This is a genomic window from Oleiphilus sp. HI0128 (genome assembly GCF_001635365.1).
Genome location: NZ_LWGG01001504.1, coordinates 1 through 25877, shown reverse-complemented (window position 1 = coordinate 25877; position 25877 = coordinate 1). Strand labels below are relative to the sequence as shown.

The following is a 25877-nucleotide window of genomic DNA, read 5'->3' as shown; positions in this document are numbered from 1 at the left end:
TTTTCTTAGCCTTAGCACTAAGCCTATCGATTGCAGGCTGTAATGGCGGCTCAAGTAACTCTTCAGGTACAACACCAGGAGATGAAACAGATATCTCCGGGGTCATTGAGTTGCCTGAGAGCTCAACTCTTCAAGAAGATAAGCTCTCAATAGAAGTTGATGACGCCTCATACCCTGTTGACTCTAAACAAAGAGTGTCACTCCCTACTCTAGGCGAATCACCAGCCAATGCGTATCTAATGCTTCCGCAAAGAGAAAGTGATGAATGGCCAAGCGTCTACATGCTTTCTACCCTATTACCCGGAGAGGAAAATACTCGTATCGACAGCGAAGGAACCGCAATCTCCCTGGTCATGCAAGCAATCCCTCAGGAGCTTTTACTAAACGCAGGAAGCGCAAGCGAAGTCAAACAAAGCGTTAGAAACAACTCCCTAGCGTTTATTGATAAATTTGAAACAATGATCGAAGCGGACCCTTATACTTTGCACCTCCACAATTTGAACAATGTCTATGACGAGATCTATCTTGGCGCAGTGCAGAGCAGTCTGGATGCCCTTAAAGCCTTAATGCCAACGCAGGATATTGAACTGGCCATCTCACGCACAAGCACAAGCACAAACACAAACACAAACACAAACACAAACACAAACTATCGCTCGACTTCTTACGATGGCCCAAGCGATATGGATCTGCACGTAGTCTATGACGACCCAGCCCATACTCTGCTGGGCTTGTCTGTTAAACCAGAAAAAGAAAACAATCGTATTGCCTCGTACATAACCCTGGACAATGATACGAGCCTCTATGTTCGCCCCAGGATTTTTGATCTGGTGTCCGGTGGGGAATGGTATAGTGCAGACTTACACGTAGGCATTATTAGTAAAGCTTTTGATGAACACTTGCTCGATCCGCAGCAAGGATTCTGGGGTGCCTATCAATCTAATGAACAATCCTTCGAAGTTGAGCATCGCGATGTGGTGGTAGATTTTGTCACCGCAGGAATTACAGACATCGAGTTCGATGGCTACACCGAAAGTACCACCTTTGCACTTCAACTAAGAACGATATATTCGAAGGTACTCCTTCCAAGCATCAATACGGTGTTTAGCGTTAAGGACGTTGCTATCCAACCTGTTTTTGGCGTGCTCTATAATTCTGGCTTGTTTGATAAAGCCGCACCCGCCCTATATCAATGGGAGCTTCTTGAAGCCTTAGGTATTGTCTTCGACGAAATGACATCGGGGCTAAATCCTACAAACCCTATTGCGGGATCTTGGCCAAACCCGGTAATAAATGAAGTTCTTAGCTTAACAGCTAACGCAGCATTGCAAGTTAATTCAGAACAGTTTGCGAAAATGGGGCTCACACTGATATCGCTCAAGGCAACCATTGCCATTTGGGCTGCAGATATGCTTGCCGTAGTAAATGATGCGAGGCATATTCCAAGCACCGTTTCGGCGACTGTTAATTTCCCGATTGATCTGCTTAGCATGACGCCTTTAGCCATTAGCCGTCGTGATGGTGGTGTTATTGAAACAGAAGAAGTCACCCTAAGCGGCTTTGGCTTAAAAACACTAGATCATGTAGATGGCCGACATATTCCGGAAATCGTTCTAAGCGCTAAGAACGGTGAAGGTGAACTTGTTGATAGCGCCAAGTTTTATCCTTCTAATGCGCTGAACACCAACGACCCAGGAACGGAAATTAAATTCGAAGTATTCGGTCAATGGCTAAATGCCGACAGCAACGTCGATACAATTGAAGTTTCAATTGATCATATCTATACCAGTCGCAATCTAATAGGCATGAACAATGTCTATGAAATTACCGTTCCACCTGTAAGTGATCAAGCCAGTTTTACGATTCAAGTGGGCGCTATGGTTATTACTTCAATCGACCAAGAACGGGTTCAAGGTAACGATGAGCTGATCTTAAGTGTTTCAGGCATGACAACTAACATCGACGACTACACCGTCTACTTCAGGACGCATACGGGTAGCATTGTCCACGCTGCAATTCATTCTCTGTCTCAGGGAAGCTTAGCGTTAAGATTACCTTCGCACGAAAATATGGAGGTGGGTCCAATTAGCGTTTATATCGAAAATACCGAAGGTATTCGAAGTAACGAAGTAGCGCTTACGTTTATCCCGGAAAAAGTAGAATTTATATCCAACGGTATGAATGAGTTTGGTCAATTAGAACTAGCAATGACTCAAGCACAAGGCCTACCAGATATCCGCTATGTGTTGAATGGTTCAGCGCCAGAATACAACTACTCGGCACCGATTTCGGTTTCTGATGGCACCACGGTGACCGCTTATGTAATACAAAGGGTTGATGGCCAGGACTATGCATCAGAAGAATCTGAATTTACCCATTCGACCTGCCCTATTGCTGATATTCCTCAATCCAATAGCCCTAGTTGCCCATCCACCTACGATATCGAACTCGGCAGCTCGAATACTTTTAATCAGGCTATTACGATGGCCAATGAAAGTGATCCCAACTCGTATACTTCTTGCTCATACGGTCATGGCGCAAACTACTATGAAGACCCGGGAATACTTGACCGAGAGCAGTTCTACGTCAATGCCCAGCTGCATGGATTAAGTCGATATTGGCATGAAAATGGGCAGATCTCTTCTCAAGGCTATTATAAGGAGGGAAATTCTCATGGTCTGTCCGAAGCCTGGTATGACAATGGCATCAGAATGTCACAAAATTATACTTACAACGGCGAATACTGCGGAGCCCAGACAAGTTGGTATGCAAGTGGTCAAAAAGAATCCGAAGACTATTATGCTGATGGCGAGAAACACGGCCTCTCAAGCGATTGGTATGAAAATGGGAATAAGGAATTTGAAGCGCACTTCGCGAATGGCAGTTACCATGGCACGCTAAAACGATGGAACGAAGATGGTACACTACTTTACTGCTGGAACTACGTTAATGGGACAAGAGGCGACAGCTGCGCGCCTTAAAGTGCTAGCTAGATTGATTCGCACCTTCAGGCTAATTTAGCCTGAAGGTGCTTTAGTGACATCATCACCTATAGCTGCTTAAATACATGCCTGAACAACAACTTCTTGTTTGAGTTTAATAATCTATGCAGCTTCAAAAAATTGACCTAAACCTGTTCATTGTTTTTGATGTAATTTACCGAGAACGAAATCTGACTAAGGCTGCTGAGTCCCTTCATATCACTCAACCCGCTGTCAGTAACTCGCTAAGTCGTCTACGCCGTGTTTTTGATGACCCACTATTTGTAAGACAATCAGGTCACATGGTACCTACACCATTGGCTGACAACATAATATCCAGAGTACGTGCGGCCCTGGCCGGGCTGGAGAGCAGCATCACCGAGCATGATGACTTTAATCCGGAAACCTCTGATAAGAAGTTCTCGTTCGCGATGAACGACACCTCTGAGTCTTACCTGCTGCCAATATTGATGTCTTATTTGCAAGAACATGCACCCGGCATTTCAATTGAGAGCTTTCCTGTCGCACGTTCAGAACTATCGAGAGAGTTTGCCACGGGGCAGTTAGATTTTGCGCTCGACGTTCCTTTGGTTAACGATCCACAACTTGTGAATGAGTCTCTCGCCCAAGACCGTTTTGTCTGTGTCGCTAGCCACGATCACCCATCGCTAGACGGTAAAAGCCTAACACTCGAGCAATACCTTTCTTCGCCGCACATTCATATATCCAGCCGCCGACGGGGTCAGGGCTATATTGACCTGCACTTGAATCGACAGGGCCTACAACGGGATATTCGCTTACGAGTCCAGCACTCTAGGGCTGCTCCACCAATCGCGGCACAGACCAATATGCTGCTAACAATCCCTGAAACCCTGGCGAAAGATCACAAACTAGCGATCTACGACTTGCCCTTTGAATTACCTGATGTAGATTGGCATTTATACTGGCACAGCAATTACAGCCAGGATAAAGCACACCAATGGATGAGAAGCGTCATTATTGATATCTTTAATCAAGAAATAAGCTGAGTACATGTTTGATGAAACGCATTTTTTCGCATTCAAACTCATTATTAGTCTTCAACCTTCGCAACATCCTGGGTAATCATAATATCAATTGCGAAGTTCGGAATGATGGCCTGACATCGACAGCGGGTGAAACACCTCCGACAGAGGTGTGGGCTGAGCTTTGGGTCTCGAAAGAAAGGGATTATGAGCAAGCAGAAAAAATCATTGAAGAAGCGGTACACGGCGACCCCAAAGCGACTTCATGGTTTTGTGAGCATTGCTCTGAAGATAATGCTCCCGCGTTTGAATTATGCTGGAAGTGCGGTAGAGAACGCGCTATATAACTTAGGCTCCTGAAAACCTTTTAGCTAAGCACTTAATTCTATTAATTAATACCTTTCGAACTAAGCTTTATGCGCCATATTTCAAACCAGCTCTGCTATGTGAATAAATGCAATATAAACCGCATTTTCCTGGCTACATTTCATACAAACACTACAATTAGATAGTATTAGACCCCGGTCTATAGGCAGACCTATTGCCGCCTACATTCTATTTCTTTTTTATTATGACGATCACCCTTAGTACCTGTTGCTAATACGATGAGGTACGTAGTTAAGGAGAAAGCTCATGACAGTTCGTTCCGGTGAAGGTGATAAAAGCTGGTTCCGCAGCAATCGTTTTACTCATGTTAATGATTCCTGGTTTTTCACGACGCGAGAAATGACCGAGGAAGGCCCCTTCCACTCTCGACAAGAAGCAGAAAGTGCTTTGGTGTTATACATCAGGCACGTAAATGATTCGTTTTTCAAAAATAGTGGCTAGCGTTACATTGATCTAACTTTCAAACTGGGATAATTGCGCCATTGCCTGTTTTGATACTGCATTTTGAAAGGTACTAGACCAGCCTAACAAGTATGCAGGAAGCCCGATCGCCTGACGAGACCAACGCCAAAAGTTGAAGTCATCGTGATGCTGGTAAATCAATCCATCTTTAAAGGTAATGTTTGCCTTAATCTTATTATTTACCTTTCGACCCGTTTTAGAAAACAAGTAATTTGCTTCCCAGTTCACTTCACCTTGTGTGTCGTTCACCTTAGCCACATTAAAACTAAGGTCGAAGTCTTTTGCGCGCGTGCAGAGCATTTTCCACATAAGCCCTACTTCTGCTCCCGATAAGGTAAAAGCCGGGTCTTTGAAGGTCGCCTGTGGGTGGTAGCATGAAGTCATTGTTTCCCAATCAAGCTTTTGAAAAGCCGTGTAAAAGCGTTCTAATAATTCTTGCTGTTGATTCATTTCTGCTCTCCTGCTCAATTCATATCATTTACATAATGATAGCGAGCACTTAGACTACTTGTAAGATGACTGATATGACATTATTAAACGACTAATAAGACAAATAAAAAGAATACCTTTTGCATTGGGATTTATGTTCACCCTAGCTCCCCTGTTTCTTCAGTCGCTGGGCTGTGGGATATTTTTTCTGTGTGTTCACAGTTGCTTGCAAACGATATTCAGTTAACAACAAGCCTAGTGGGCCCGTCTCATTCAAGTATTAATAGTAGTACACCTATTCGTATTAGCCCTACAGAAGACATTGGTCAGAAGCATTATGACTTGGTCATCATCGCGCCCCTCGGCCCTGTCCCGACTAATGGCTTTGATTTTGATGACGCGCTAATTCAGTGGCTAGTAGACAGCCAGCGAAAAAGAGGCGCAGTGGCGTCAGTATGTACCGGCGCATTTCTTGTGGCGGCGACAGGTTTGCTTGATCAGCGTCGCGCAACCACACACTGGAAGTATGCCTCCCAGTTTCGACAACAATTCCCGCTTGTTGATTTACAGATTGATAGCATGCTGACTCATGATGGAACATTATTCTGCTCAGGCGGCGCCTACGCATTTCAAGACCTCTGCCTTTATTTAATTGAAACGTTTTTTAGTCGCTCGCTCGCCGAAGCTTGCTCCAGATTACTGATGATTGATTTGTCTGAGAGATCGCAGCTAAGGTTTGCCGGTATACAAGCTTTGAAAGAACACAGTGATGAACACATTATTGGTATTCAAAACTGGATGGAAGATCATTTGGATAGCTTCGATAGTATCGAAGAGCTAGCAAACCGCTTTAACATGAGCAGCCGAAACCAGGTGCGGCGCTTTAAAACCGCTACCGATGAAACGCCATCTAGCTATTTACAAAAGCTTCGCATAGAGAAAGCAAAGCATCTGCTTCAAACAGGGAGTCAAAATATAGAGGCCATCGCAGGTAACGTTGGCTATCAGGATATTCAGTATTTCAGAACGCTTTTTAAAAAGCTCTGCGGTCAAACACCAAAACAATTTAGACAAAGTAAACTAAAACGCTAATACCTATAGTCCGTCGAGTGCAACAATTCTGTTTTTGATCTCTTCAGGAATGGCATGTTTACAGTTATTGTTATAATCGTAAAAAACGATTATTCCCTCACCTTCTGCCGCAATTCTGCCAGTATTATGGCTCATAACGTAGTACTTCATGGTAAAGCGATCTTCTGAAATTTCGCACACTCGCGTTGCCACGGAGATATTGTCAGGGTAGCTTAAAGGCGCTTTATAGCGGCACTGAGTAGAGGCCAGTATTGGGCCAATACCAGAGCGTTTCATTTCTTCATTATTACCCTGTCGGTCAAAATAGGCAATTCGCGCACTTTCGAAGTATTTAAAATAGACGACATTATTAACGTGCTGAAAGGCATCCATTTCACCCCAGGCTACTGGCGTATCTATCGAAACCTGACACTGCTCAAACACTTCGCTCATTACTACCTCTTCGCATTGTATTTATCAAATCATGGTATAAATGAGTGTAGAGCTTAACGACAAACAAACACATTCACAAAACCTATACCGAAAATAACATTCATAAGCCTGAGTAATTATTAACTTTTGCGGGGAAATCCCATACAATATGTGCGCGAAAATATAAGGGTGGTCTAAACTCAATAGATTTCGATCTAGAGGCTAAGATCTAGCAATAAAGACATCTGACCACCAGCCTAAGCTAAAGTGAACCTTAGAAATCAAAAAGTCACAAGAGCGGGCCATAATAAGGGAAAGATAGCTGTGGACACATTCCACACTAAATTTAAGCAGACGCACTGCTGAGAATAAGCGCCCAATGGGGAGCTTGCATAGTGAATAAACAGGAACACCTGATCAGTTCACTGGAAAGCCATGCTCCGTTGGACACCGATGAAACTACTTGCATCCAATGGCGTATTAAGTAGTTTTTTGATAGTCATTACTAAAACTTTGAGTGAGAGATTCGTATGAGTTTGTATTCAGAATACCTAGAAGAAATTGAGGTTCGTAAAAAGGACCTAGGTTTGAACCCTAAGCCAATTGATAGCGCAGATTTGTTATCAGAGATCATCGCTCAAATTAAAGACACGGGTAACGAGCACCGCGAAGCGTCTTTAAACTTCTTTATCTACAACACGCTTCCAGGTACAACTCCTGCGGCAGGCGTTAAAGCAGCATTCCTAAAAGACATCGTTCTAGGTAATGAAACTGTTGCTGAGATCTCGCCTGAGTTCGCTCTTGAGCAACTTTCTCACATGAAAGGTGGCCCTTCTGTTGAAGCACTTCTAGACATCGCTCTTTCTGACGACGCACAAGCTGCAGCGGCTGGCGAAGTTCTAAAAACTCAAGTATTCCTATACGAAGCTGATACAGCTCGTTTGGCTGATGCTTTCAAAGCTGGCAATGCCATCGCTAAAGACATTCTAGAGAGCTACGCTAAAGCAGAGTTCTTCACGAAGCTTGACGACATTCCTGAGAAAATCGACGTTGTGACTTACATCGCAGCTGAAGGTGACATCTCTACTGACCTTCTTTCTCCTGGTAACCAGTCTCACTCTCGTGCAGACCGTGAATTGCACGGCCAGTGCATGATCACACCTGAAGCTCAGCAAGAAATCGTTGAACTAGGTAAAAAGCACCCTAACGCTAAAGTGATGCTAATCGCTGAGAAAGGCACTATGGGTGTTGGTTCTTCACGTATGTCTGGTGTTAACAACGTTGCACTTTGGGCAGGTGAAAAGACTTCTCCATACATCCCGTTTATCAACAACCGTCCTGTTGTTGCTGGTACTAACGGTATCGCACCGATCTTCCTAACAACTGTTGGTGTAACTGGCGGCATTGGTCTTGACCTTAAAAACTGGGTTAAGAAAACTGATGCAAATGGAGATGTTGTTAAAGACGAAAATGGCGACCCGGTACTAGAAGAAGCATATTCTGTTGCAACAGGCACTGTTCTAACTATCGATACGAAAGCTAAGAAGCTTTACAACGGTAGCGAAGAATTATCTGACGTATCTGACGCTTTCACGCCTCAGAAAGTTGAATTCATGAAAGCTGGCGGTTCTTACGCGGTAACCTTCGGTAAGAAAATCCAAACTTTCGCAGCTGAAACACTAGGTGTTGATGCTCCTGAAGTTTACGCAGCGTCTAAAGAAATCTCTAACGAAGGCCAAGGCCTGACAGCTGTTGAAAAAATCTTCAACCGTAATGCTGTAGGTGTTAAGTCTGCAACACCTCTACACACAGGTTCTGACGTTCGCGTTAAAGTGAACATCGTAGGTTCTCAGGATACAACTGGCCCTATGACTTGCCAGGAACTAGAAGCAATGGCTGCTTCGACTATTTCTCCAAGTGTTGATGGTGCTTTCCAATCGGGTTGTCACACAGCTTCTGTATGGGACAACAAAGCGAAGGCTAACACGCCTAAGCTAATGGCATTCATGAACGCATTCGGCGTAATCACTGCACGTGATCCGAAAGGCGTTTACCACTCAATGACTGACGTAATTCACAAAGTATTGAACGACATCACAGTTGATGACCGTGCAATCATCATTGGTGGTGACTCTCACACTCGTATGTCTAAGGGCGTAGCGTTTGGTGCTGACTCTGGTACGGTTGCAATCGCACTTGCTACTGGCGAATGTGCAATGCCAATCCCTGAGTCTGTAAAAGTTACCTTTAAAGGCAACATGAAGTCTCACATGGACTTCCGTGACATCGTACACGCCACTCAAGCTCAAATGCTTAACAAGTTTGGCGAAAACGTTTTCCAGGGCCGCGTAATCGAAGTACAAATCGGTACTCTACTGGCTGACCAAGCGTTCACCTTCACTGACTGGACTGCAGAAATGAAAGCGAAAGCTTCTATCTGTATCTCTACTGACGAAACACTAATCAGCTCTCTAGAGTTAGCTAAGTCTCGTATCCAGATCATGATCGACAAGGGCATGGAAAACGAAGCGGGCATGCTTCAAGGTCTTATCGATCTTGCTGACAAGCGTATTGCTGAAGTTAAATCTGGTGAAGCGCCTGCGCTTGCTCCTGATGACAACGCTAAGTACTTCGCTGAGTTGGTTGTTGATCTAGACGCGATTGAAGAGCCAATGATCGCTGACCCAGACGTAAACAACGAAGACGTTTCTAAGCGTTACACGCACGACGTGATCCGCCCTACTTCTTACTACGATGGCCGTCAGGTTGACCTAGGCTTCGTTGGTTCTTGTATGGTTCACAAAGGCGATATGCAAATCATCGCTGCAATGCTTCGTAACCTAGAGAAGAAAGGTCCTATCACCTTCAACGCACCACTAGTTGTTGCGCCACCAACGTACAACATCGTTGATGAGCTAAAAGCTGAAGGCGATTGGGATATTCTATCTAAGTATGCTGGTTTCACTTTTGATGATGAGCATCCAAAAGAAGCAGCACGTACTAAGTACGAAAACATTCTGTACCTAGAGCGCCCTGGATGTAACTTATGTATGGGTAACCAGGAAAAAGCTGAAGCAGGTGATACTGTTCTAGCTACTTCTACCCGTCTATTCCAAGGCCGTGTTGTAGAAGATACCGCTGAGAAGAAAGGTGAGTCTCTACTAGGTTCTACGCCAATGGTTGTACTATCAACTATTCTTGGCCGATTCCCATCATTGGAAGAGTACAAAGAAGCTGTTGAAGGTATTAACCTGACTTCTTTCGCTCCACCAGCTGAAGATTTGGCCGTGCCGGTTAAAATCGTTGGATAAGATGGATTAAGACTTGGTCTTAATCATAAAAAAGCCCGGTCATTGACCGGGCTTTTTGCTTTCTATGTAGCTCTAAACAGAGTCTCTACTGGCTATTTAGCCATTGTACCAATACTTTATTTTACTAAATTATCACTTCTGGCAAGTAAGGAAAATCACTCAAGGGGCGCTTATCCATTCTTCTGTCATCGGTATGACGCCTATCAAAAGGTCCTAGACTTTCTAGACTGGGCATCAAGCTGTCTCTTCGACTACCGACCCGACGATCCAAGCTAAGGTCATACCCTACTTTGCCCGCCATGACTTTTCGTTTTTTGCCAATATTTTTGCTTACAGTTCTCTTTCTGCTTGAAGTGTACATTTACCACCTCCTCGCTTCCGGGTGAGAAGCGCTAAGCTATTCACCTATTAGTCTACGCCTAAATTCGACACCCCATTAAATTGTTTTGTCATAGTAATTCTGTGTTCATAGTTTTGAGTTATTAGTGAAGCCAGCGCGGCCGAAGGATCTGCCTACAGAAGTCGACTTACCTCGTGCCCGTAGGCAGAGGGTTCCACCCCTCGCTGGTCAACCCCGTGCTAGCCCTCGTGCAAGCCGTGGAAGGATCTACCTACATGAGTAATGCACTGCTTGAATCAAGTACTCCCCCGCTAAAAAAAAGGCCGAGCAGTGGATCACTGATCGGCCTTTGCATTCCCTTTAGACTATGCGCTAGAAGTCTTCCCAGTCATCATCATCGTTTGAGTTATCACCACTGTATTTGATCACCTGATCTTCTGTCGGAGCAATACCGGTATCCATCGGCACCGAAGTCGTTTGCTGTGGAGCTTGGCTGACAGAAGGAGTCGGTGCAGGCGCTGATGTAGGTGCTGAAGCAGGCGCGCTAAATATTGCGGCCTGGTGATTCCCCACTCTGAAGAAGCTAACCATCTGATTCAAGGCTGATGCTTGCTCACTCAAAGCCTCACTAGAGGCACTTGCCTCTTCAACCAAGGCTGCGTTTTGCTGGGTCATATCATCCATTTGCATGACTGCTTGGTTAATCTGCCCAATACCATCATTCTGCTCGGCTGCTGCCGTGGCAATTTCTTCTACTCTTACAGCAACCTCTTCAACTGACTTCACGATATCCGCAAGTGTCTGGCCAGAATCATTTACAAGCTGAGAGCCCGTTTCAACCTTATTGACGCTTTCACGAATCAGGTCTTTGATCTCTTTCGCTGCCGTCGCAGAACGTTGAGATAAGGTTCTAACCTCACCTGCCACCACTGCAAATCCTCGACCATGCTCACCCGCTCTAGCGGCCTCAACGGCTGCGTTAAGCGCTAGCAAGTTAGTCTGGAACGCAATCTCATCAATGACACCAATAATGTCGTTAATCTTATGACTCGAAGCGAGTATTTCTTTCATTGCTCCCACTGCGCCATGAACAACCTCACCACCTGCAACCGCTTTCAATTTAGCGTCGCTAGTGACTGTATTTGCCTGTGAAGCATTCCCGGCACTTTCTTTAACCGTGCTGGTAATCTCTTCCATGCTCGCTGCAGTTTCTTCAAGAGAACTCGCCTGAGACTCTGTGCGCGCACTTAGATCAGCGTTACCTTGCGATATTTCGTTCGCGGCTTCGTGAACCATCGACGTGGATTCACGAATCTGCGTAATGATCTCGGTAAGTTTGGTCACCGTCGCATTCACATCTGTCTTAACCTTACCGAAAGATCCTCGGTATTCACTGCTAATTGTCTTGGTCAAATCACCCTCTGATAATGCAGACAGAACTTCACCCACATCAGCTAAGAAGGAGTCTGCACTTCCAACAGTCTGGTTCAAACCTTCTGCTAACTTAGCAAAGAAGCCTGTTTTACCTTCAGGGTCCAGACGCTTGGACAGATCACCATTTGCCGCCGCAAAAACAAGTCGGTCGATTTCTTGTTCGATAGCGACTTCGTTAGTTCGGTCAGCCCACTCAACAACCGTACCAATACGTTCGTTATCGTCGTTTGTAATAGGGTTCACAACCAAGTCCATATTACGGCCACCAATATTCAGACTTGCCGAATACTCACTCGTCAGGCTCTCTAACAATTGTTTCTGGTGTGAGGGGTTCTTATGGAAGACATCAATACTGCTTCCTAACAAGGTATTGACGTTGAAATTACCCAGGTCTTTTTGAATGTCACTTTCTGCATTTCGCAAGGTCGATATCACTGCATCATTCATGTAGATAATATCGCGGTCGGCATTGGCCACCATGACATTTGCCGAAACACTATCCAAGGCTTGCTTGATACGCGCATTATCATTAGCGACACTACGCTCTTTAGCCAATCGTTTTAGCTCTTCAGTTTGATCATCCCACTCTACGACCGTACCAATGCGCTCACCCTCATCATTAACAATCGGGTTAACAACAAGGTTTAGATTACGACCACCCACCACAATATCTGCAGAGTATTCAGCAGTCATCCGTTCTATCATGCCACGCTGGTGCGCTGGATTCTTATGGAATATGTCTATATTACTGCCAATAATCTTATCAACAGCAAAATTGCTTAGCTCTGCTTGAATATCCTTCTCGGCATTGCGCAAAGTATCAACAACCGCATCATTCATATAAATAATATTAAGCTGGTCATCTGCAACCATAACGTTTGCAGAAACACTATCAAGCGCCTGCTTCATTCGGGCATTTTCATTGGCTACGCGACGCTCTTCTTCAGTGCGTTTCAACTCTTCAGTGATATCGTTCCACTCAATAACTGTACCTAAACGTTGCCCTTGCTCATTGATAACCGGGGTAGCCATCAGGTCAAACACACGACCACCTGTTTTCACCCGACTCTGGTGGGTATCTTTAAGATTTTCAATCACCGCACGCTGATGGCTTGGGTCTTTGTGGAAGATATCTGCATTCGCACCCAGCAAACTATCGGCATCAAAGTTTGGCAAGTCATTCTGTAAGTCCGCTTCAGCATCTTTAAACATCTTTTGAACAGACTCATTCAAGTAGATGATGTTCATTCGATCATCTGCCAACATTACATTGGTATTACAAACGTCTAAGGCTTGCTTGATACGACTACCATCATTAGCAACAGCAATCGCATCCTCTACTTCAAAGCCCATTTTGATCTGCATAGACTTAAGTGAACACATCAATGCAGTTAGTTCGTTATTACCACTGACATGGATATCTTCTCGATAGTTACCGCTCGCGATTTCACCAAAATTAGCCAGGCATTCATTAATTGAGCGAAGAATGTTTCGTGATAAAGCGAAGCCCAATATGAAGGTCACTAGAATCGCAAGAATAGTTAAAACACCAATGATATAGAACTGGGTTTGCATTCCCTCTATGCGCTCAGTTAGCAATGTTTCTAACAAGTCAGCACTTTCGTCGTATAACTCGAATGCCTTATTAATGCCACGTGTGCCTTCTGAGAAGAATGACTTTGCATTTAACGAAGTATTTTCTAAGTCCCCAGCACGGATCTCATCAACTGAGGCAATGAACCCGCCAATAATTCTTTCCACATCATTAGCTAAAGGCCCCAGACGATCTTTCACGCGCTGTTCAGCATGAGCACCTGATTTATATGAGGTCAAAACACCCTTATAATTAACGTCAATACCAACCTTAAGCTCAGTTAGTTTAATCAACTGCTTTTGACTTATTGCTTCATTAGCAATAACACCGGAACCCAGGCCACGAGCTTGCCCCATATTCTCTACCAGAGCAGGAATCTTGTTAATTACCAAGTCCATACTGTAGAAACTGCCCAACTCTGGGTCGAGTATCAGGTTAGAGGTATCACCCGCATGAATTATAAGGTTCAATATGTCATTGATCAGATCAGTATGACGAGTAAAGCTGCTCTTGGCCTCAAGATTAAAAGCCATCCCCTTAAGGTTATCCCATTTGTTTTGTATCGCATTAAACTGGCTAGAGGTTTGTAGTTTTTCACCTAAGCGATCATCAACTGCTTTAGCTTCATCAAATAAGCCATTAATCTTCTGTCTAACTGAAAGTATCTTACCCTCGAACGAGGTATCACCATTAAGATACGCGTTAGTCATCCCTCGATGCTGAGGAATAAATTGGAGCAGCTGTCTAATTGGTCGAACATACTCAACCCCGACCATTTCCTGCTTTGAGAACTCTATTTGGTCATTCTGCTGCATAAGCGTAAATACTATCAATGCGCTGAGCATTAGAAACACTACACCCAGAAACATAAACTGCTGAGTGAGTTTTATATTGCCTAATTTAGGAAGATATTGAGTAATGCCTGGCTTAACGACATTGCCGCCATCCAAGGCTATTTCGCCATTTTTAAGGGCAACATAGGCGCCTTCTGCAGCGGCAATCTCTTCACGACTGGGAATCGAACGAACCGACATATATTCAGTGATATTGCCATTTTCCCAAATAGGTGTCACATTCGCCTTCACCCAATAAAAGTCACCATTCTTACAACGGTTCTTGACGATTCCCGTCCAGGGTTGGCCCTTCTTCATTGTTGCCCAAAGATCCTTAAAGGCTTCGGGCGGCATATCAGGGTGCCTGACAACATTATGATTTTTCCCGACCAGTTCTTGCTCAGTAAAACCACTAATAGCGATAAATGCTTGGTTGACGTAAGTCGTAATACCTTTGAGATTAGTTTTAGAAACCAAAGTCTGGCCTTCGACCATCATGACTTCATTGTCAGTCACCGGCATATTGATCTTCATAGAGACACCCTAAGTATTTTTTAAGCGCGTTATTTTTAGATAGTGTGTAGTGAGCAAGCTATAGACTAGTTATCGTCATGTCGGCCCATTTCCTTGAATGAATCTGTCTATTTTGGGGTGAATTGCTTATTTAGCACTATAAATATAGGACAAAATTAGAAATACCCCCTACCTATTTAGGGATATTTTAGAAAGAAAGTATTTGGATTCAGTTGGGGATTAACGTTTATATCAAACAAACAAAAAAGCCGTCACAAATGACGGCCCTACTTACACTCATTATGCTATTCGAAGCTTACATCTGCGACTGTAAGTAATTTTGAAGCCCAATCTTATCAATCAAGCCCAATTGCTTCTCTAGCCAATAAGCATGATCTTCTTCTGAGTCTTCTAACTGCTTAACCAGCATTGCACGGGTTTCGTAATCTTGCTCAGACTCACACAAAGCAATCGCTGCCTTAAGGTTTTTAATTACTGAGTATTCTACATTCAAGTCATTCTGTAGCATTTCCGAAACTGTTTTACCGACATTTAGCGGCTCACGCGTTGCCAAGTCTGGATGCCCTTCCAAGAACAAAATCCGTTTGATCATTTGGTCTGCGTGATCTGTCTCTTCTTCACGCTCATGATCCAAACGTTCATAAAGCTTATCTAAGCCCATATCTTCATAAATTCGAGAGTGAACAAAGTATTGGTCTATTGCCGTTAGCTCACCCGCTAACAAGTGATTTAATTCTGCTATAACTTTATCTGAACCTTTCATATTTCACCCCCTTAATCATCTTCAATCATTGATTGCATATAGTTCTCGATCGTCACTTTATCGATCAGATCAAGCTGAGTTTCCAACCAATCTAGATACTCCTCTTCTTCTGCAAGAATTTCTCGAAGCTTATCACGGGTGACGTAGTCTGATACTGATTCACAATAAGCGATCGCTTCGCGTAAGTCGGCAATGGAGCTTTGTTCTAATTTGAGGTCGCACTCCAGCATTTCTTGAGTGTTCTCGCCTATTAATAATTTGCCTAACTTTTGCAGGTTGGGGATACCTTCCAAAAACAGAATGCGCTCAATCAGCTCATCTGCCTGCTTCATATCTTTGATAGATTTTTTATATTCTTTTTTATCTAGGCCTTCGAGGCCCCAGTTTTTAAACATACGAGCATGCAAAAAGTATTGATTAATCGCTATAAGCTCATTGCCCAGGATTTTATTAAGGTGTTGAATAACTTGTTTGTCGCCTTGCATTATCACGCCCCCTTTTTTATCAGTGTGGTGCGATGAGTATATTACTTTTTAAATTCAAAAGGCACGTAATTGCTTTAATAATCACAGACTTAATAAACTAAATAGTTATCATTAAGTTTTTAAGGTTTGATACTGGATAGGCTAGATAGAATCGAAGGGAAAGGAAAGGAAAGGAAAGGAGAAAGACTGCTTAAACACGAACCTCTAAGGCAAGCTGCATAGCCGCAGTATTTTGCATACTGGTCATTTTTTCACTGATTAAGTCTTTAGCATAAGTGGTACATTGACCACAGCACTTGCCAATACCTAGCGAGTCCCTGATCACCTTACATTCTGTCGCACCCTCATGAATAGCAGAATCAATATCTTTATCGCTAATACCATTACAAACACAAACCAACATATGATCACCACTTGCTAGAGTTGCGAGCATTATACCTTAATAGGAATCATTTTCAAATAATTAAAGTTACCATCAACTGACATAGATCAATTGAGGAGCTATCTCCCGATGGAGATATTTATATTGCACACAATGTAAATATCTCGGTAGACTAGCCCTTCTTAACATATAGTTACTTATTAAATTGAACTCTTAAGACATAGCTGCAGTCTGAACAAACGCACTCCTTATTAGACTTCATTCAAATAACCACCATTTTGAAGGTAGATACAGATTTATGGATAAAAAGAAAAGACTTCTTATTGTCGCGCTCGTTATTCTCATTGGCTGCTTTTTTTTCTTCGACCTTGCCCAGTACTTGAGCCTCGACTACTTTAAGTCTCAACAACAGGCTATCAGTGACTTTCATTCGCAAAATGCAATACTCAGTGCTGGCATATTCGTCATGATCTATATTGCTGTGACTGCTCTCTCCTTTCCTGGCGCCGCAGTAATGACACTTGCAGGCGGTGCAATCTTCGGTTTGTTACAGGGAACGATTCTGGTGTCCTTTGCCAGTACAATCGGTGCAACACTAGCCTTTCTAGTTTCTCGAACACTACTGAAAGAAAGTGTACAAAAAAAGTTTGCTGACTCCCTTAAGTCAATTAATGCAGGCATTGAAAAAGAAGGCGCGTTTTATCTGTTTGGCTTACGCCTTGTGCCTTTATTCCCGTTTTTCGTTATTAACTTAGTGATGGGTTTAACGCCAATCAAGACTCGCCAATTCTTTTTGATCAGCCAGCTCGGCATGCTCCCAGGCACCCTTGTTTACGTTTATACCGGTACTCAGCTTGGTCAGATTGATTCTCTATCAGGCATCCTATCACCCGGTTTATTGTTTGCTTTTGCTCTACTCGGCCTATTCCCTATTTTGGCCAAGAAGTTAATGGAAAGCATACAAGCTAAAAAGGTTTTCGCTAACTATGACAAGCCGTCTAAATTTGACACCAATATGGTCGTTATCGGTGCAGGTTCAGCAGGACTGGTTACTTCATTGATCGCTGCAGCAACCAAAGCAAAAGTCTCTCTTATTGAGCGTCATAAAATGGGCGGCGACTGCTTAAATACCGGTTGTGTCCCCAGTAAAGCACTCATTCGTTCGGCTAAAATGGCAAAGTACCATGAGCGTGCTGAGGAATTTGGTCTATCAAATGAAAATATCGAGGTCGACTTTCCTGCGGTAATGGAACGCATTCAATCGATTATTAAAACCATTGAGCCTCACGACTCTATCGAGCGATTCACGGGACTCGGTGTTGACTGCATTACCGGCAGCGCAGAAATCATTGACCCTTTTAGAGTAAAAGTTAATGGTGAAACGATCACCACGCGTAACATCGTTATCTCCACGGGAGCGCGGCCTTTTGTTCCTGCGATTAAGGGCATTGAAGATACAGGTTATTTGACTTCCGATACGATATGGGAACTTAGAGAGAAACCAGGCCGCATGCTGATCATCGGTGGTGGGCCTATCGGCTGTGAAATGGCCCAGAGCTTCCAGCGCCTTGGAGTGCAGGTGATTCAAGTGGACCGCTCTGCCCGCATCATGCCACGAGAAGATGAAGACGTGAGCGCAGAGGTTCAAAAGCGCTTTATTGAGGAAGGCATTGATCTTAGATTAAACCATCAGCCAACAGAGTTTATTACTGATAATGGCCAAAAAGTTCTGTTGTGCACCGACATTGACGGCACTGAACAGCGAATTGAATATGATGTGTTGCTATTGGCAGTCGGACGTAAAGCGAATACAGAGGGCTTTGGTTTAGATAAATTGAATATCCCCTTAACGGATAAAGGCACGATAGAGGTGAACGAATTCCTTCAAACGCGCTTCCCCAATATCTATGCGTGCGGCGATGTGGCCGGGCCTTATCAGTTCACGCACACGGCCTCTCACCAAGCCTGGTATACCGCTGTGAACGGTTTATTCGGTTTATTCAAGAAGTTCAAGGCAGACTATCGCGTCATTCCCTGGGCGACTTTTTCAGACCCGGAAGTGGCCCGTGTCGGCATCAACGAACAGGAAGCCAAAGCACAAGGTATTGCTTATGATGTAAGCCGTTATGATATTGATGATTTAGACCGAGCTATTGCCGATGGTGAGGCTCATGGTTTTATCAAGGTGCTAACCGTCCCCGGGAAAGATAAAATTCTTGGGGTAACGATTGTCGGTCATCATGCCGGGGATATTATTGCTGAATACGTGACGGCAATGAAGCATGGCTTAGGTCTGAATAAGATCCTGGGCACGATTCATATCTACCCAACCCTGGCGGAAACCAATAAGTTTGTCGCTGGTAACTGGAAAAAAGCCAACGCGCCTGAGAAGGTATTGCAGTTTCTTGAGAAATTTCATGCATGGCGTCGTGGTTGAGGCTTATTCATTCTTAGGCTGAGAACGCCATTCCTCACATGAAACCAACCAGCCCTAAGCCGCCAGCGAGCCATGGAAGGCTCTGTCTACTTGAGTTATTTTGACTATGGTCATACCCACCTACACTGACCACTTTCGTCATAAATTTCGAATTCAATAAATTTGTATTGACCTTACCGTAGCTGTAAGGTTTATGCTATTCCATATTAGATCAATTTATATAGGAGTAGCACGATGAATATCGGCGCGATATCAAAGCTAACAGGCCTTAATTCTAAAACCATTCGCTACTACGAAGAGATCGACCTGGTTCATCCTAGCTCGCGCTCTGCCAACGGCTATCGACAATATTCAGAACAAGATCTGGAACAGCTCCAGTTTATCCAGCGCGCCCGAAAGACAGGCTTCAATATTGATGAGTGTCGCCACTTGCTTGATCTTTTCAATAATAAAGGCCGACAAAGTCACGAGGTTAAATCCCTCGTCTTGGACAAAGCAAAATTAGTTGAAGAGCAAATAGCTGAGCTTAGGCTGATGCACCAGTGCCTGCTAGACCTCGCTAGCCAATGCCAATCTAACAATGACCCTCACTGCGCTATTCTTGATAAGCTTAGCGAGGCACCAGAGCAACTAACGACACAGGGAGGGGTAAAGCTATGAAAGAAACGAAATCAAGCTGCTGCGGCTCTAGTTCTGAAAAAAATAACCCTGAAAAGCCTGAAAGTAGTTCAAGTTGTTGCAGCAAAGAAAAACAGCCCGTACATACTACGTCATGCTGCTCCAGCAGTAGTAAGGCAACGAGCGAGCCCGCAACTAACAGTTGCTGTGAAGACTCTCCAGAAAAGCGAGACTGGTTACTCTGGGGGAGCTTAACGCTTTCAATTATCTTCTATGTGTTGGCACTCAGCGAACCCTCTCATGACAACTGGTATGGTGTCATTGCCCACAGCGTTCAAGAACTGCTAAACACTATGTGGTGGAGCATACTGCTCGCCATTGCTTTTGTCGGTGTGTTAAGTCGTATACCCCAGGAATTTATCATCTCGATTCTGGGAAAAGGAGGCACCGTCAAAGGTCTGTGGCGCGCGACATTGGCAGGCGTACTACTCGATTTATGTAGTCACGGAATACTAATGGTCGGCATGGAGCTAAGGCGCAAAGGTGCCAGTCTCGGCCAAGTCATGGCATTTCTTATTGCCAGCCCTTGGAACTCACTATCACTGACGATAATCATGGTGGCACTCATAGGGCTGCCATGGACCCTCTTGTTTATTGCCCTGTCGATGGTATTGGCAATTACCACCGGCTGGTTGTTTGATCGACTAGAACAGAAAGGCTCTCTTCCGCAAAATAGCGTTGCGAATGACTTGCCTGAAGACTTTCAATTTTGGCGTGAAGCTAAATCCAAATTTGCATCGGTAGAATGGACACAAGCGCTAGCCCTTGATATCGGCAAGCGCGGCTTAAACGGTTCTAGAATGGTGATCCGCTGGTTGTTATTTGGTGTTCTATTAGCGTCAGCGATTAGAGGCTTCGTTTCGTTGGAGGACTTCCAAAATTACTTCGGGCCAACGCTGCTTGGTCTAGGAGCAACCTTGATCGCAGCAACAATCATTGAAGTATGCTCCGAAGGCTCGACCCCTATAGCGGCCGACTTGATGAATCGAGCCAATGCCCCCGGTAATAGCTTTGCATTTTTAATGACAGGCGTAGCGACCGATTACACTGAAGTGATGGTAATAAAAGACACAATGAAGTCTTGGAAGACAGCACTATATTTACCTTTGCTAACCGTACCACAGGTGATCGTGGTTGCAATGATATTGAATAGTGTTTAACAATCGAACGTAGGCAGAGGGTTCCATCCCTTATATGAATCTACACCGTGCTAACCCGCCTGCGAGCCATGGAAGGCTCTGCCTACAGGATATTCTCAAGCACGACTGAAATACTTGATTGTACCTCTTCCAAACTTTGTGTTGCGTCAACTATTTTAAATCGCTTTGGCTCAGCTTCTGCACGCGCTAAATAGTTATCTCTAACATTATTAAAAAACTCTGCCTGTTCTTCCTCAAAGCGATCTAGGGCACCACGATTTTTTGCACGCGCCATGCCTACTTCAATCGGAGCATCTAATAAAAGAGTCAGGTCTGGGCGTACGTCTCCCTGAACAAAGTTTTCAAGTAAGGCTACTTTTTCAGAAGGTACACCACGCCCGCCAGATTGATAAGCATAAGTTGCATCGGTGAAACGATCAGAAATCACCCAAACACCTTTTTCCAACGCAGGTAAAATCTTTTGGTGAAGGTGCTGAGCGCGTGCGGCAAACATAAGAAGTAACTCGGTTTCTGACGCTACTGTTTCTTCCCGGTTCTTAATGAGCACTTCACGAATCTCTTCGGCCAAATGCGTTCCGCCAGGCTCTCGGGTAATGATGGATTCAATTCCCTTTGACGCTAACGCTTCTTGAATAAAAGCGATGTTGGTAGACTTGCCAACGCCTTCGCCACCTTCAATCGTGATAAATAAACCTTTGTCCACACTGTACCTTCTTATTTGGAATTGAGCTTGCTCTGAAATCAAGCCTTACTGGCTTGAACGGTAGTCTTTGCGACGTCTTAACTGGTACTTACGAACGGCATTGTTATGCTCGTCGATAGTTGCTGAAAATTGATGAGTGCCATCACCTTTTGCGACGAAATATAGGCTAGAGCCTTCTTTAGGGTGCAGCGCTGCATGAATGGCACTACGCCCTACTAAAGCGATAGGAGAAGGAGGTAAGCCCTTTATTCGGTAGGTGTTGTAGGCCGTCAGCTCTTTCAGGTGCTTACGGGTGATATTGCCTTGATAGCGATCACCTAAGCCATAGATGACGGTCGGGTCCGTTTGTAGACGCATTCCCTTAATCAGCCGCCTATTAAATACACCTGCGATTTCAGTTCGCTCATGTGCTGCTCCCGTTTCTTTTTCCACAATCGAAGCCAAGGTAAGCGCTTCATACGAGCCCTTCAATACGGTACTTTTATCTCTAGCCTGCCATTCTTCTTGCAAAATGTTCTGCAAACGCTGATGAGCACGCTTTAGGATTGATAGATCCGTATCGCCTTTATGGTACGCATAAGTATCAGGATAGAACTGCCCTTCCAGGTGCTTTATATCGTTCTTAGAGTTCAATGCCTGGATAAGTTCATCATCGCTCTTCCCTTCCAAGGTTTTACTTAGCTTCTCTTGAAGCGCCAGGGTCTTTAAGGCATCTCTGTAGCTCGTTCCTTCGATAAACTGAACCTGGTAACGAATCTGGTTATTGGATGTCAGCCACTCAAAAATAGCAGGAAGCGTCATAGGCCCTTGTAGACTGAACTCACCTGCTTTAATTTTACTAGCAAGCTTATTTTGCTTTGCGTAGACCTTTGCGACCCAGGGGTTAATGTCAGCCCCTTTTTCAATCAAGTTCCTCAACACTGAGTTGAAGCTACTGCCTTTGGGTATTTCTATTTCGAGAACGTCTCGTGGAAAGGCTATTGCTCGCTCTAATTCAGATTGATAATAACGATATATACCGGCACTGAGCATCAGCACAAAAATAATAAGCAGCAGAATAAAACGAGCGATAAAAGAGCGATTTGCAGGCACGATAGTTAATGTCGAAAAAGGTTATTTAATATGAAAAGCTAGTCTTCAAATGAGACTGAATGATTCCACAATTTTTATGTATTGCATAGCGCTTACCAGCAAATTCTTTCACTGGCCAAAGACCAAAGACACTATTGATAACAGCTAAACCGTCTGCAGACTTTGAGTCCTCGATACTAATTTCCGCTTCACGAAGCGCTAGCCCTGTTAAAGCAGCGTTATCGAGTAGATATTGACGTAAAGTACCCGCCACACCGGCACCCGATATATTCGGAGTAATAATATCTTTGCCTGTGAAAATGAGTAGATTGCTTTTAGTGCCTTCTACCACATTATTCTTGTAGTCCAACATCAAGCCTTCTTCATACCCTGACTTAGCCAAATCCTTTGAAGCAAGCACCTGATCTAGACGATTGAGGTGTTTTATCCCTGCCAGAACTGGCTGATGCGAGAGCTTATGGTCACATAAATGGAGAGTAATTCCCTGGGCGGAGTTTGTCTCGGGAAATTCGGGAGACTCAAAGACTTGTGTGATAAAGTTTAGTTCCGGCTCATCGGGTGGCGCATAACCTCGACCACCTTGTCCACGCGTAAGAATCACTTTGATTATCGCTCGCTTAAGGTGAGCGGCTTTAGTCAGGTCTTTCAAAGCCAAGCCAACATAACGCTCAAACTTACCAGCAAGCATTTCAGTTTCACCTAAATCAAGCGCCTTAGTGCCACGTTTAAATCGTTCCAGATGATAACTTAGAAGAGGAATTTTTCCATCGACCACTCTAAGCGTTTCAAATAAACCATCTCCGTAGGCAAGGCCCCGATCAGCGATATCGATTGCCGAGGTCTCAAGCTCATTGACTAAGGTTAAGTGAGCTCGCGTTTTCATTTCTAATCTTCCAAGGCCTGAAAGATTAAAGTGCCATTAGTACCGCCAAAACCAAAGGAGTTCGATAGAGCAGCTTTTATCGGAGCTTTCCTGGCAGTATGTGCCACGAAATCCAAATCACACCCTTCTTCAGGCTCATCGAGGTTAATCGTTGGTGGCGCTACTTGATCAGTGATAGCTTTTACAGAAAAGATTGCCTCAATCGCGCCAGCAGCCCCTAACAAGTGACCAGTCATTGACTTGGTTGAACTAACAAGCAAAGAGCTAGAATGTTCTTTAAACAGGTCTTTGATCGCTTTGCATTCTGCCACATCACCAAGCGGAGTTGAGGTGCCGTGAGCATTAATATAATCAATCGATTCTGGTTCTATTCCTGCATCGTTGATAGCATTTTCCATAGCGGTTCTTGCGCCTGAACCATCTTCAATAGGCGAAGTAATATGGAAGGCATCATCACTCATACCAAAGCCGGTTAGCTCAGCATAGATTGTTGCACCACGCGCTTTTGCGTGCTCCAACTCTTCCAAAACCAGTGCACCTGCGCCATCAGATAGTACAAACCCGTCTCGACCTTTATCCCAAGGGCGGCTGACTTCTTCAGCAGGTCGGTCATTGGAAGACAATGCCTTAGCATTGCTAAAACCTGCAACAGCAATTGGTGTTGTCGCCATTTCAGCACCACCGGCTATCATCACATCGGCATCACCATAGGCAATCGTTCTTGCTGCGTAACCAATGTTATGAGTGCCCGTAGTACAAGCTGTGACTACCGCTATATTTGGGCCTTTAAAGCCATATTTAATCGCGATATTCCCGGCAATCATATTGATAATAGAGCTGGGTACAAAAAAGGGAGAAACTTTACGAGGCCCTGATTTCACGTAGGTATCACGTACAGTCTCAATGGTTTCAATTCCTCCGATTCCAGAACCAAAGGCAACACCAATCCGCTTTTTCTGATCTGAATCCAAGTCTTCTAAAGATGCATCTTTTACTGCCTGCATACCTGCAATCAGGCCGTACTGCATGAAGATATCCATGCGACGCGCTTCTTTACGGTCAATATAATCATTCACTTCCAGGTCCGAAATCTGCCCGCCAATTTTGACGTTAAAGTTCTCAGTATCAAAGCGAGAAATATTTGATATGCCGCTCTTCCCTTCAAGCGCTGCATTCCACGACTCAGACACGCTATTACCAAGCGGAGAAAGCATCCCCATCCCTGTGACTACCACTCGTCTTTTTGACATACCTTGCCTCTAACTTTTAAATATCGACCTAAACAAACAAAAAAAAACCGCCCAGAGATTTCACAAAGGACGGTTCTTTTTATGAACTTCTATTACTGGTTAGCAATAATGAAGTCGATAGCTTCCTGGACTGTAGAAAGCTTTTCAGCTTCTTCATCAGGAATTTCAGTTTCAAATTCCTCTTCCAAAGCCATTACCAATTCAACAGTATCAAGAGAATCTGCACCTAAGTCTTCAACAAAAGAAGAAGTATTTTGGACTTCTGAATCTTTAACACCTAGTTGTTCACATACGATTTTCTTAACACGCTCTTCTACAGTACTCATAATTTCCTCTCATTAATATAGATCAAGCTGACAAGCATTCTATCTCTGAAATATTTCAGTTTAAAAACAGCTTCGTACTTAATTACCTAGCTATTGTCTGCTTCATTTATTCATGGCGATGTAGTCTAGATCAAAGCAATGATAGAGACAAGCAGCAAAACATCACTCTTTGATCTCAATCAGGCCACCAAAAAATAGTATTTCGGCCAAATACATGGGAACCACCATACCCTACCCTCATTCACGCAGTATTTTGAGAGGGAATCCATCCAAGTCTTAACCTTATGGCTCCCGGCTCAAACACTACCGGGATGACGAAAAGACTGATTCGGGGTACTACCGGAATAACAACAGGACAAATTCGAGATGCTACCGGAATAACAACAGGACAAATTCGGGATATTCCCGTTTTAGCCCATAAACATCCCACCGTTTACATGGATCGTTTCACCAGTAATATAACTTGCTTGCTGAGATGCCAAAAACCCTACTACCGAAGCCACTTCTTCGGGCTGCCCCAAGCGCTGCATCGGTATTGTCGCCAACATACTCGCTTTTACGGTATCGGAAAGCTCTTCTGTCATGCTCGTCTCAATGAAACCCGGAGCCACTGAGTTAACTGTAATGCCTCGCCCACTAATCTCTTTTGCCAAAGAGCGGCTAAAGCCCTCTATGCCTGCCTTGGCAGCACAATAGTTTGCCTGGCCTGCATTGCCCATTTGCGCAACAACAGAGCTAACGTTAATAATTCGTCCCCAGCGCGCCTTAGTCATGCCTCGGAGCGCTGCCTTTGAGACTCTGTAAATCGAGCTCAAGTTGGTGTTCAAGACATTATCCCAATCTTCTTCTTTCATACGCATCAACAAACCATCACGGGTAATGCCGGCGTTATTTACAACGATCAAA

22 protein-coding genes are annotated in these 25877 nt (G+C 44.2%); 9 read left to right on the top strand and 13 right to left on the bottom strand.

From position 1 onward, the window contains the following. The 4 genes from A3763_RS24840 to A3763_RS24825 form a co-directional block, all read left to right on the top strand. On the top strand, positions 1-2981 hold a 2981-nt coding region (locus A3763_RS24840; protein ID WP_197483109.1), incomplete at its 5' end, for a hypothetical protein. A gap of 125 nt (positions 2982-3106) precedes the next feature. After that, positions 3107-4009, top strand: a complete 903-nt coding sequence (locus A3763_RS24835) for a LysR family transcriptional regulator (protein ID WP_068506716.1) — start codon at positions 3107-3109, stop codon at positions 4007-4009. Positions 4010-4020: 11 nt separating this feature from the next. Further along, positions 4021-4332 (top strand): DUF2007 domain-containing protein, encoded by a 312-nt coding sequence (locus tag A3763_RS24830; protein ID WP_068506719.1) that lies wholly within the window; start codon positions 4021-4023, stop codon positions 4330-4332. 286 nt (positions 4333-4618) lie between these two features. After that, a complete protein-coding gene (locus tag A3763_RS24825; protein ID WP_068506723.1) occupies positions 4619-4813 on the top strand; it encodes a DUF6316 family protein in 195 nt (64 codons plus the stop codon). A gap of 12 nt (positions 4814-4825) precedes the next feature. Here the strand turns inward: A3763_RS24825 and A3763_RS24820 are convergent, their stop codons facing one another. Continuing rightward, positions 4826-5284, bottom strand: coding sequence for a nuclear transport factor 2 family protein (locus tag A3763_RS24820; RefSeq protein WP_068633394.1), 459 nt, complete (start codon positions 5282-5284; stop codon positions 4826-4828). Between the two features lie 189 nt (positions 5285-5473). Here A3763_RS24820 and A3763_RS24815 point away from each other — a divergent pair, with 189 nt between their 5' ends. Beyond that, the gene (locus A3763_RS24815) at positions 5474-6355 is read left to right on the top strand and encodes a GlxA family transcriptional regulator (protein ID WP_068506727.1); all 882 of its coding nucleotides are present in this window, start codon (positions 5474-5476) and stop codon (positions 6353-6355) included. 3 nt (positions 6356-6358) lie between these two features. Here the strand turns inward: A3763_RS24815 and A3763_RS24810 are convergent, their stop codons facing one another. After that, positions 6359-6787, bottom strand: coding sequence for a thioesterase family protein (locus A3763_RS24810; RefSeq protein WP_068633391.1), 429 nt, complete (start codon positions 6785-6787; stop codon positions 6359-6361). A 509-nt stretch (positions 6788-7296) separates the two neighbouring features. On the opposite strand from A3763_RS24810, the gene A3763_RS24805 reads away from it, so the two are divergent. Then, on the top strand, positions 7297-10077 hold the full coding sequence (locus A3763_RS24805) for a bifunctional aconitate hydratase 2/2-methylisocitrate dehydratase (RefSeq protein ID WP_068633389.1): 2781 nt from the start codon (positions 7297-7299) through the stop codon (positions 10075-10077). Between the two features lie 124 nt (positions 10078-10201). Here A3763_RS24805 and A3763_RS24800 read toward each other — a convergent pair whose 3' ends face one another. The 5 genes from A3763_RS24800 to A3763_RS24780 all read right to left on the bottom strand — a co-directional run bounded on the left by A3763_RS24800 (position 10202) and on the right by A3763_RS24780 (position 16493). Next, positions 10202-10438 (bottom strand): hypothetical protein, encoded by a 237-nt coding sequence (locus A3763_RS24800; RefSeq protein ID WP_068633387.1) that lies wholly within the window; start codon positions 10436-10438, stop codon positions 10202-10204. Between the two features lie 351 nt (positions 10439-10789). After that, the gene (locus A3763_RS24795; protein WP_068633384.1) at positions 10790-14812 is read right to left on the bottom strand and encodes a methyl-accepting chemotaxis protein; all 4023 of its coding nucleotides are present in this window, start codon (positions 14810-14812) and stop codon (positions 10790-10792) included. A gap of 295 nt (positions 14813-15107) precedes the next feature. Beyond that, on the bottom strand, positions 15108-15575 hold the full coding sequence (gene bfr / locus A3763_RS24790; protein ID WP_068506737.1) for a bacterioferritin: 468 nt from the start codon (positions 15573-15575) through the stop codon (positions 15108-15110). An 11-nt stretch (positions 15576-15586) separates the two neighbouring features. After that, positions 15587-16060 carry a bacterioferritin gene (gene bfr / locus A3763_RS24785; protein WP_068506740.1) on the bottom strand — a complete coding sequence of 158 codons (474 nt, stop codon included), beginning with the start codon at positions 16058-16060 and terminating at the stop codon, positions 15587-15589. A 190-nt stretch (positions 16061-16250) separates the two neighbouring features. Then, the gene (locus A3763_RS24780) at positions 16251-16493 is read right to left on the bottom strand and encodes a (2Fe-2S)-binding protein (protein WP_082865273.1); all 243 of its coding nucleotides are present in this window, start codon (positions 16491-16493) and stop codon (positions 16251-16253) included. Between the two features lie 247 nt (positions 16494-16740). Here A3763_RS24780 and A3763_RS24775 point away from each other — a divergent pair, with 247 nt between their 5' ends. The 3 genes from A3763_RS24775 to A3763_RS24765 all read left to right on the top strand — a co-directional run bounded on the left by A3763_RS24775 (position 16741) and on the right by A3763_RS24765 (position 20717). Then, entirely contained in the window at positions 16741-18879 is a 2139-nt protein-coding gene (locus tag A3763_RS24775; protein WP_068634002.1) for an FAD-dependent oxidoreductase, read from the top strand. Between the two features lie 234 nt (positions 18880-19113). Further along, positions 19114-19539, top strand: a complete 426-nt coding sequence (gene cueR / locus A3763_RS24770; protein ID WP_068506746.1) for a Cu(I)-responsive transcriptional regulator — start codon at positions 19114-19116, stop codon at positions 19537-19539. Further along, positions 19536-20717 (top strand): permease, encoded by a 1182-nt coding sequence (locus tag A3763_RS24765; protein ID WP_068506749.1) that lies wholly within the window; start codon positions 19536-19538, stop codon positions 20715-20717. The genes cueR and A3763_RS24765 overlap by 4 nt, the downstream gene beginning before the upstream one ends. An 82-nt stretch (positions 20718-20799) precedes the next feature. Here the strand turns inward: A3763_RS24765 and tmk are convergent, their stop codons facing one another. The 6 genes from tmk to A3763_RS24735 form a co-directional block, all read right to left on the bottom strand. Beyond that, positions 20800-21420: a dTMP kinase gene (gene tmk, locus A3763_RS24760; RefSeq protein WP_068506751.1), complete on the bottom strand. Its 621-nt coding sequence runs from the start codon at positions 21418-21420 to the stop codon at positions 20800-20802. Positions 21421-21465: 45 nt separating this feature from the next. Further along, a complete protein-coding gene (gene mltG, locus A3763_RS24755; protein WP_082865125.1) occupies positions 21466-22512 on the bottom strand; it encodes an endolytic transglycosylase MltG in 1047 nt (348 codons plus the stop codon). Positions 22513-22537: 25 nt separating this feature from the next. After that, entirely contained in the window at positions 22538-23395 is an 858-nt protein-coding gene (gene pabC, locus A3763_RS24750) for an aminodeoxychorismate lyase (RefSeq protein WP_082865126.1), read from the bottom strand. 2 nt (positions 23396-23397) lie between these two features. Then, the gene (gene fabF / locus A3763_RS24745; RefSeq protein ID WP_068506753.1) at positions 23398-24645 is read right to left on the bottom strand and encodes a beta-ketoacyl-ACP synthase II; all 1248 of its coding nucleotides are present in this window, start codon (positions 24643-24645) and stop codon (positions 23398-23400) included. A 92-nt stretch (positions 24646-24737) separates the two neighbouring features. Continuing rightward, a complete protein-coding gene (acpP, locus tag A3763_RS24740) occupies positions 24738-24971 on the bottom strand; it encodes an acyl carrier protein (protein ID WP_068506755.1) in 234 nt (77 codons plus the stop codon). A 410-nt stretch (positions 24972-25381) separates the two neighbouring features. Beyond that, positions 25382-25877 (bottom strand): SDR family oxidoreductase (locus A3763_RS24735; RefSeq protein WP_068760684.1); only part of this gene is annotated, 496 nt, incomplete at its 5' end.

Excerpts from the sequence above, each read along its gene's own strand:
- A3763_RS24835 (WP_068506716.1), top strand. The coding sequence starts at position 3,107 with ATGCAGCTTCAAAAAATTGACCTAAACCTGTTCATTGTTTTTGATGTA.
- A3763_RS24830 (WP_068506719.1), top strand. The coding sequence starts at position 4,021 with ATGAAACGCATTTTTTCGCATTCAAACTCATTATTAGTCTTCAACCTT.
- A3763_RS24825 (WP_068506723.1), top strand. The coding sequence starts at position 4,619 with ATGACAGTTCGTTCCGGTGAAGGTGATAAAAGCTGGTTCCGCAGCAAT.
- A3763_RS24820 (WP_068633394.1), bottom strand. The coding sequence starts at position 5,284 with ATGAATCAACAGCAAGAATTATTAGAACGCTTTTACACGGCTTTTCAA.
- A3763_RS24810 (WP_068633391.1), bottom strand. The coding sequence starts at position 6,787 with ATGAGCGAAGTGTTTGAGCAGTGTCAGGTTTCGATAGATACGCCAGTA.
- A3763_RS24805 (WP_068633389.1), top strand. The coding sequence starts at position 7,297 with ATGAGTTTGTATTCAGAATACCTAGAAGAAATTGAGGTTCGTAAAAAG.
- A3763_RS24800 (WP_068633387.1), bottom strand. The coding sequence starts at position 10,438 with ATGTACACTTCAAGCAGAAAGAGAACTGTAAGCAAAAATATTGGCAAA.
- A3763_RS24795 (WP_068633384.1), bottom strand. The coding sequence starts at position 14,812 with ATGAAGATCAATATGCCGGTGACTGACAATGAAGTCATGATGGTCGAA.
- bfr (WP_068506737.1), bottom strand. The coding sequence starts at position 15,575 with ATGAAAGGTTCAGATAAAGTTATAGCAGAATTAAATCACTTGTTAGCG.
- bfr (WP_068506740.1), bottom strand. The coding sequence starts at position 16,060 with ATGCAAGGCGACAAACAAGTTATTCAACACCTTAATAAAATCCTGGGC.
- A3763_RS24780 (WP_082865273.1), bottom strand. The coding sequence starts at position 16,493 with ATGCTCGCAACTCTAGCAAGTGGTGATCATATGTTGGTTTGTGTTTGT.
- A3763_RS24775 (WP_068634002.1), top strand. The coding sequence starts at position 16,741 with ATGGATAAAAAGAAAAGACTTCTTATTGTCGCGCTCGTTATTCTCATT.
- cueR (WP_068506746.1), top strand. The coding sequence starts at position 19,114 with ATGAATATCGGCGCGATATCAAAGCTAACAGGCCTTAATTCTAAAACC.
- A3763_RS24765 (WP_068506749.1), top strand. The coding sequence starts at position 19,536 with ATGAAAGAAACGAAATCAAGCTGCTGCGGCTCTAGTTCTGAAAAAAAT.
- pabC (WP_082865126.1), bottom strand. The coding sequence starts at position 23,395 with ATGAAAACGCGAGCTCACTTAACCTTAGTCAATGAGCTTGAGACCTCG.
- fabF (WP_068506753.1), bottom strand. The coding sequence starts at position 24,645 with ATGTCAAAAAGACGAGTGGTAGTCACAGGGATGGGGATGCTTTCTCCG.
- acpP (WP_068506755.1), bottom strand. The coding sequence starts at position 24,971 with ATGAGTACTGTAGAAGAGCGTGTTAAGAAAATCGTATGTGAACAACTA.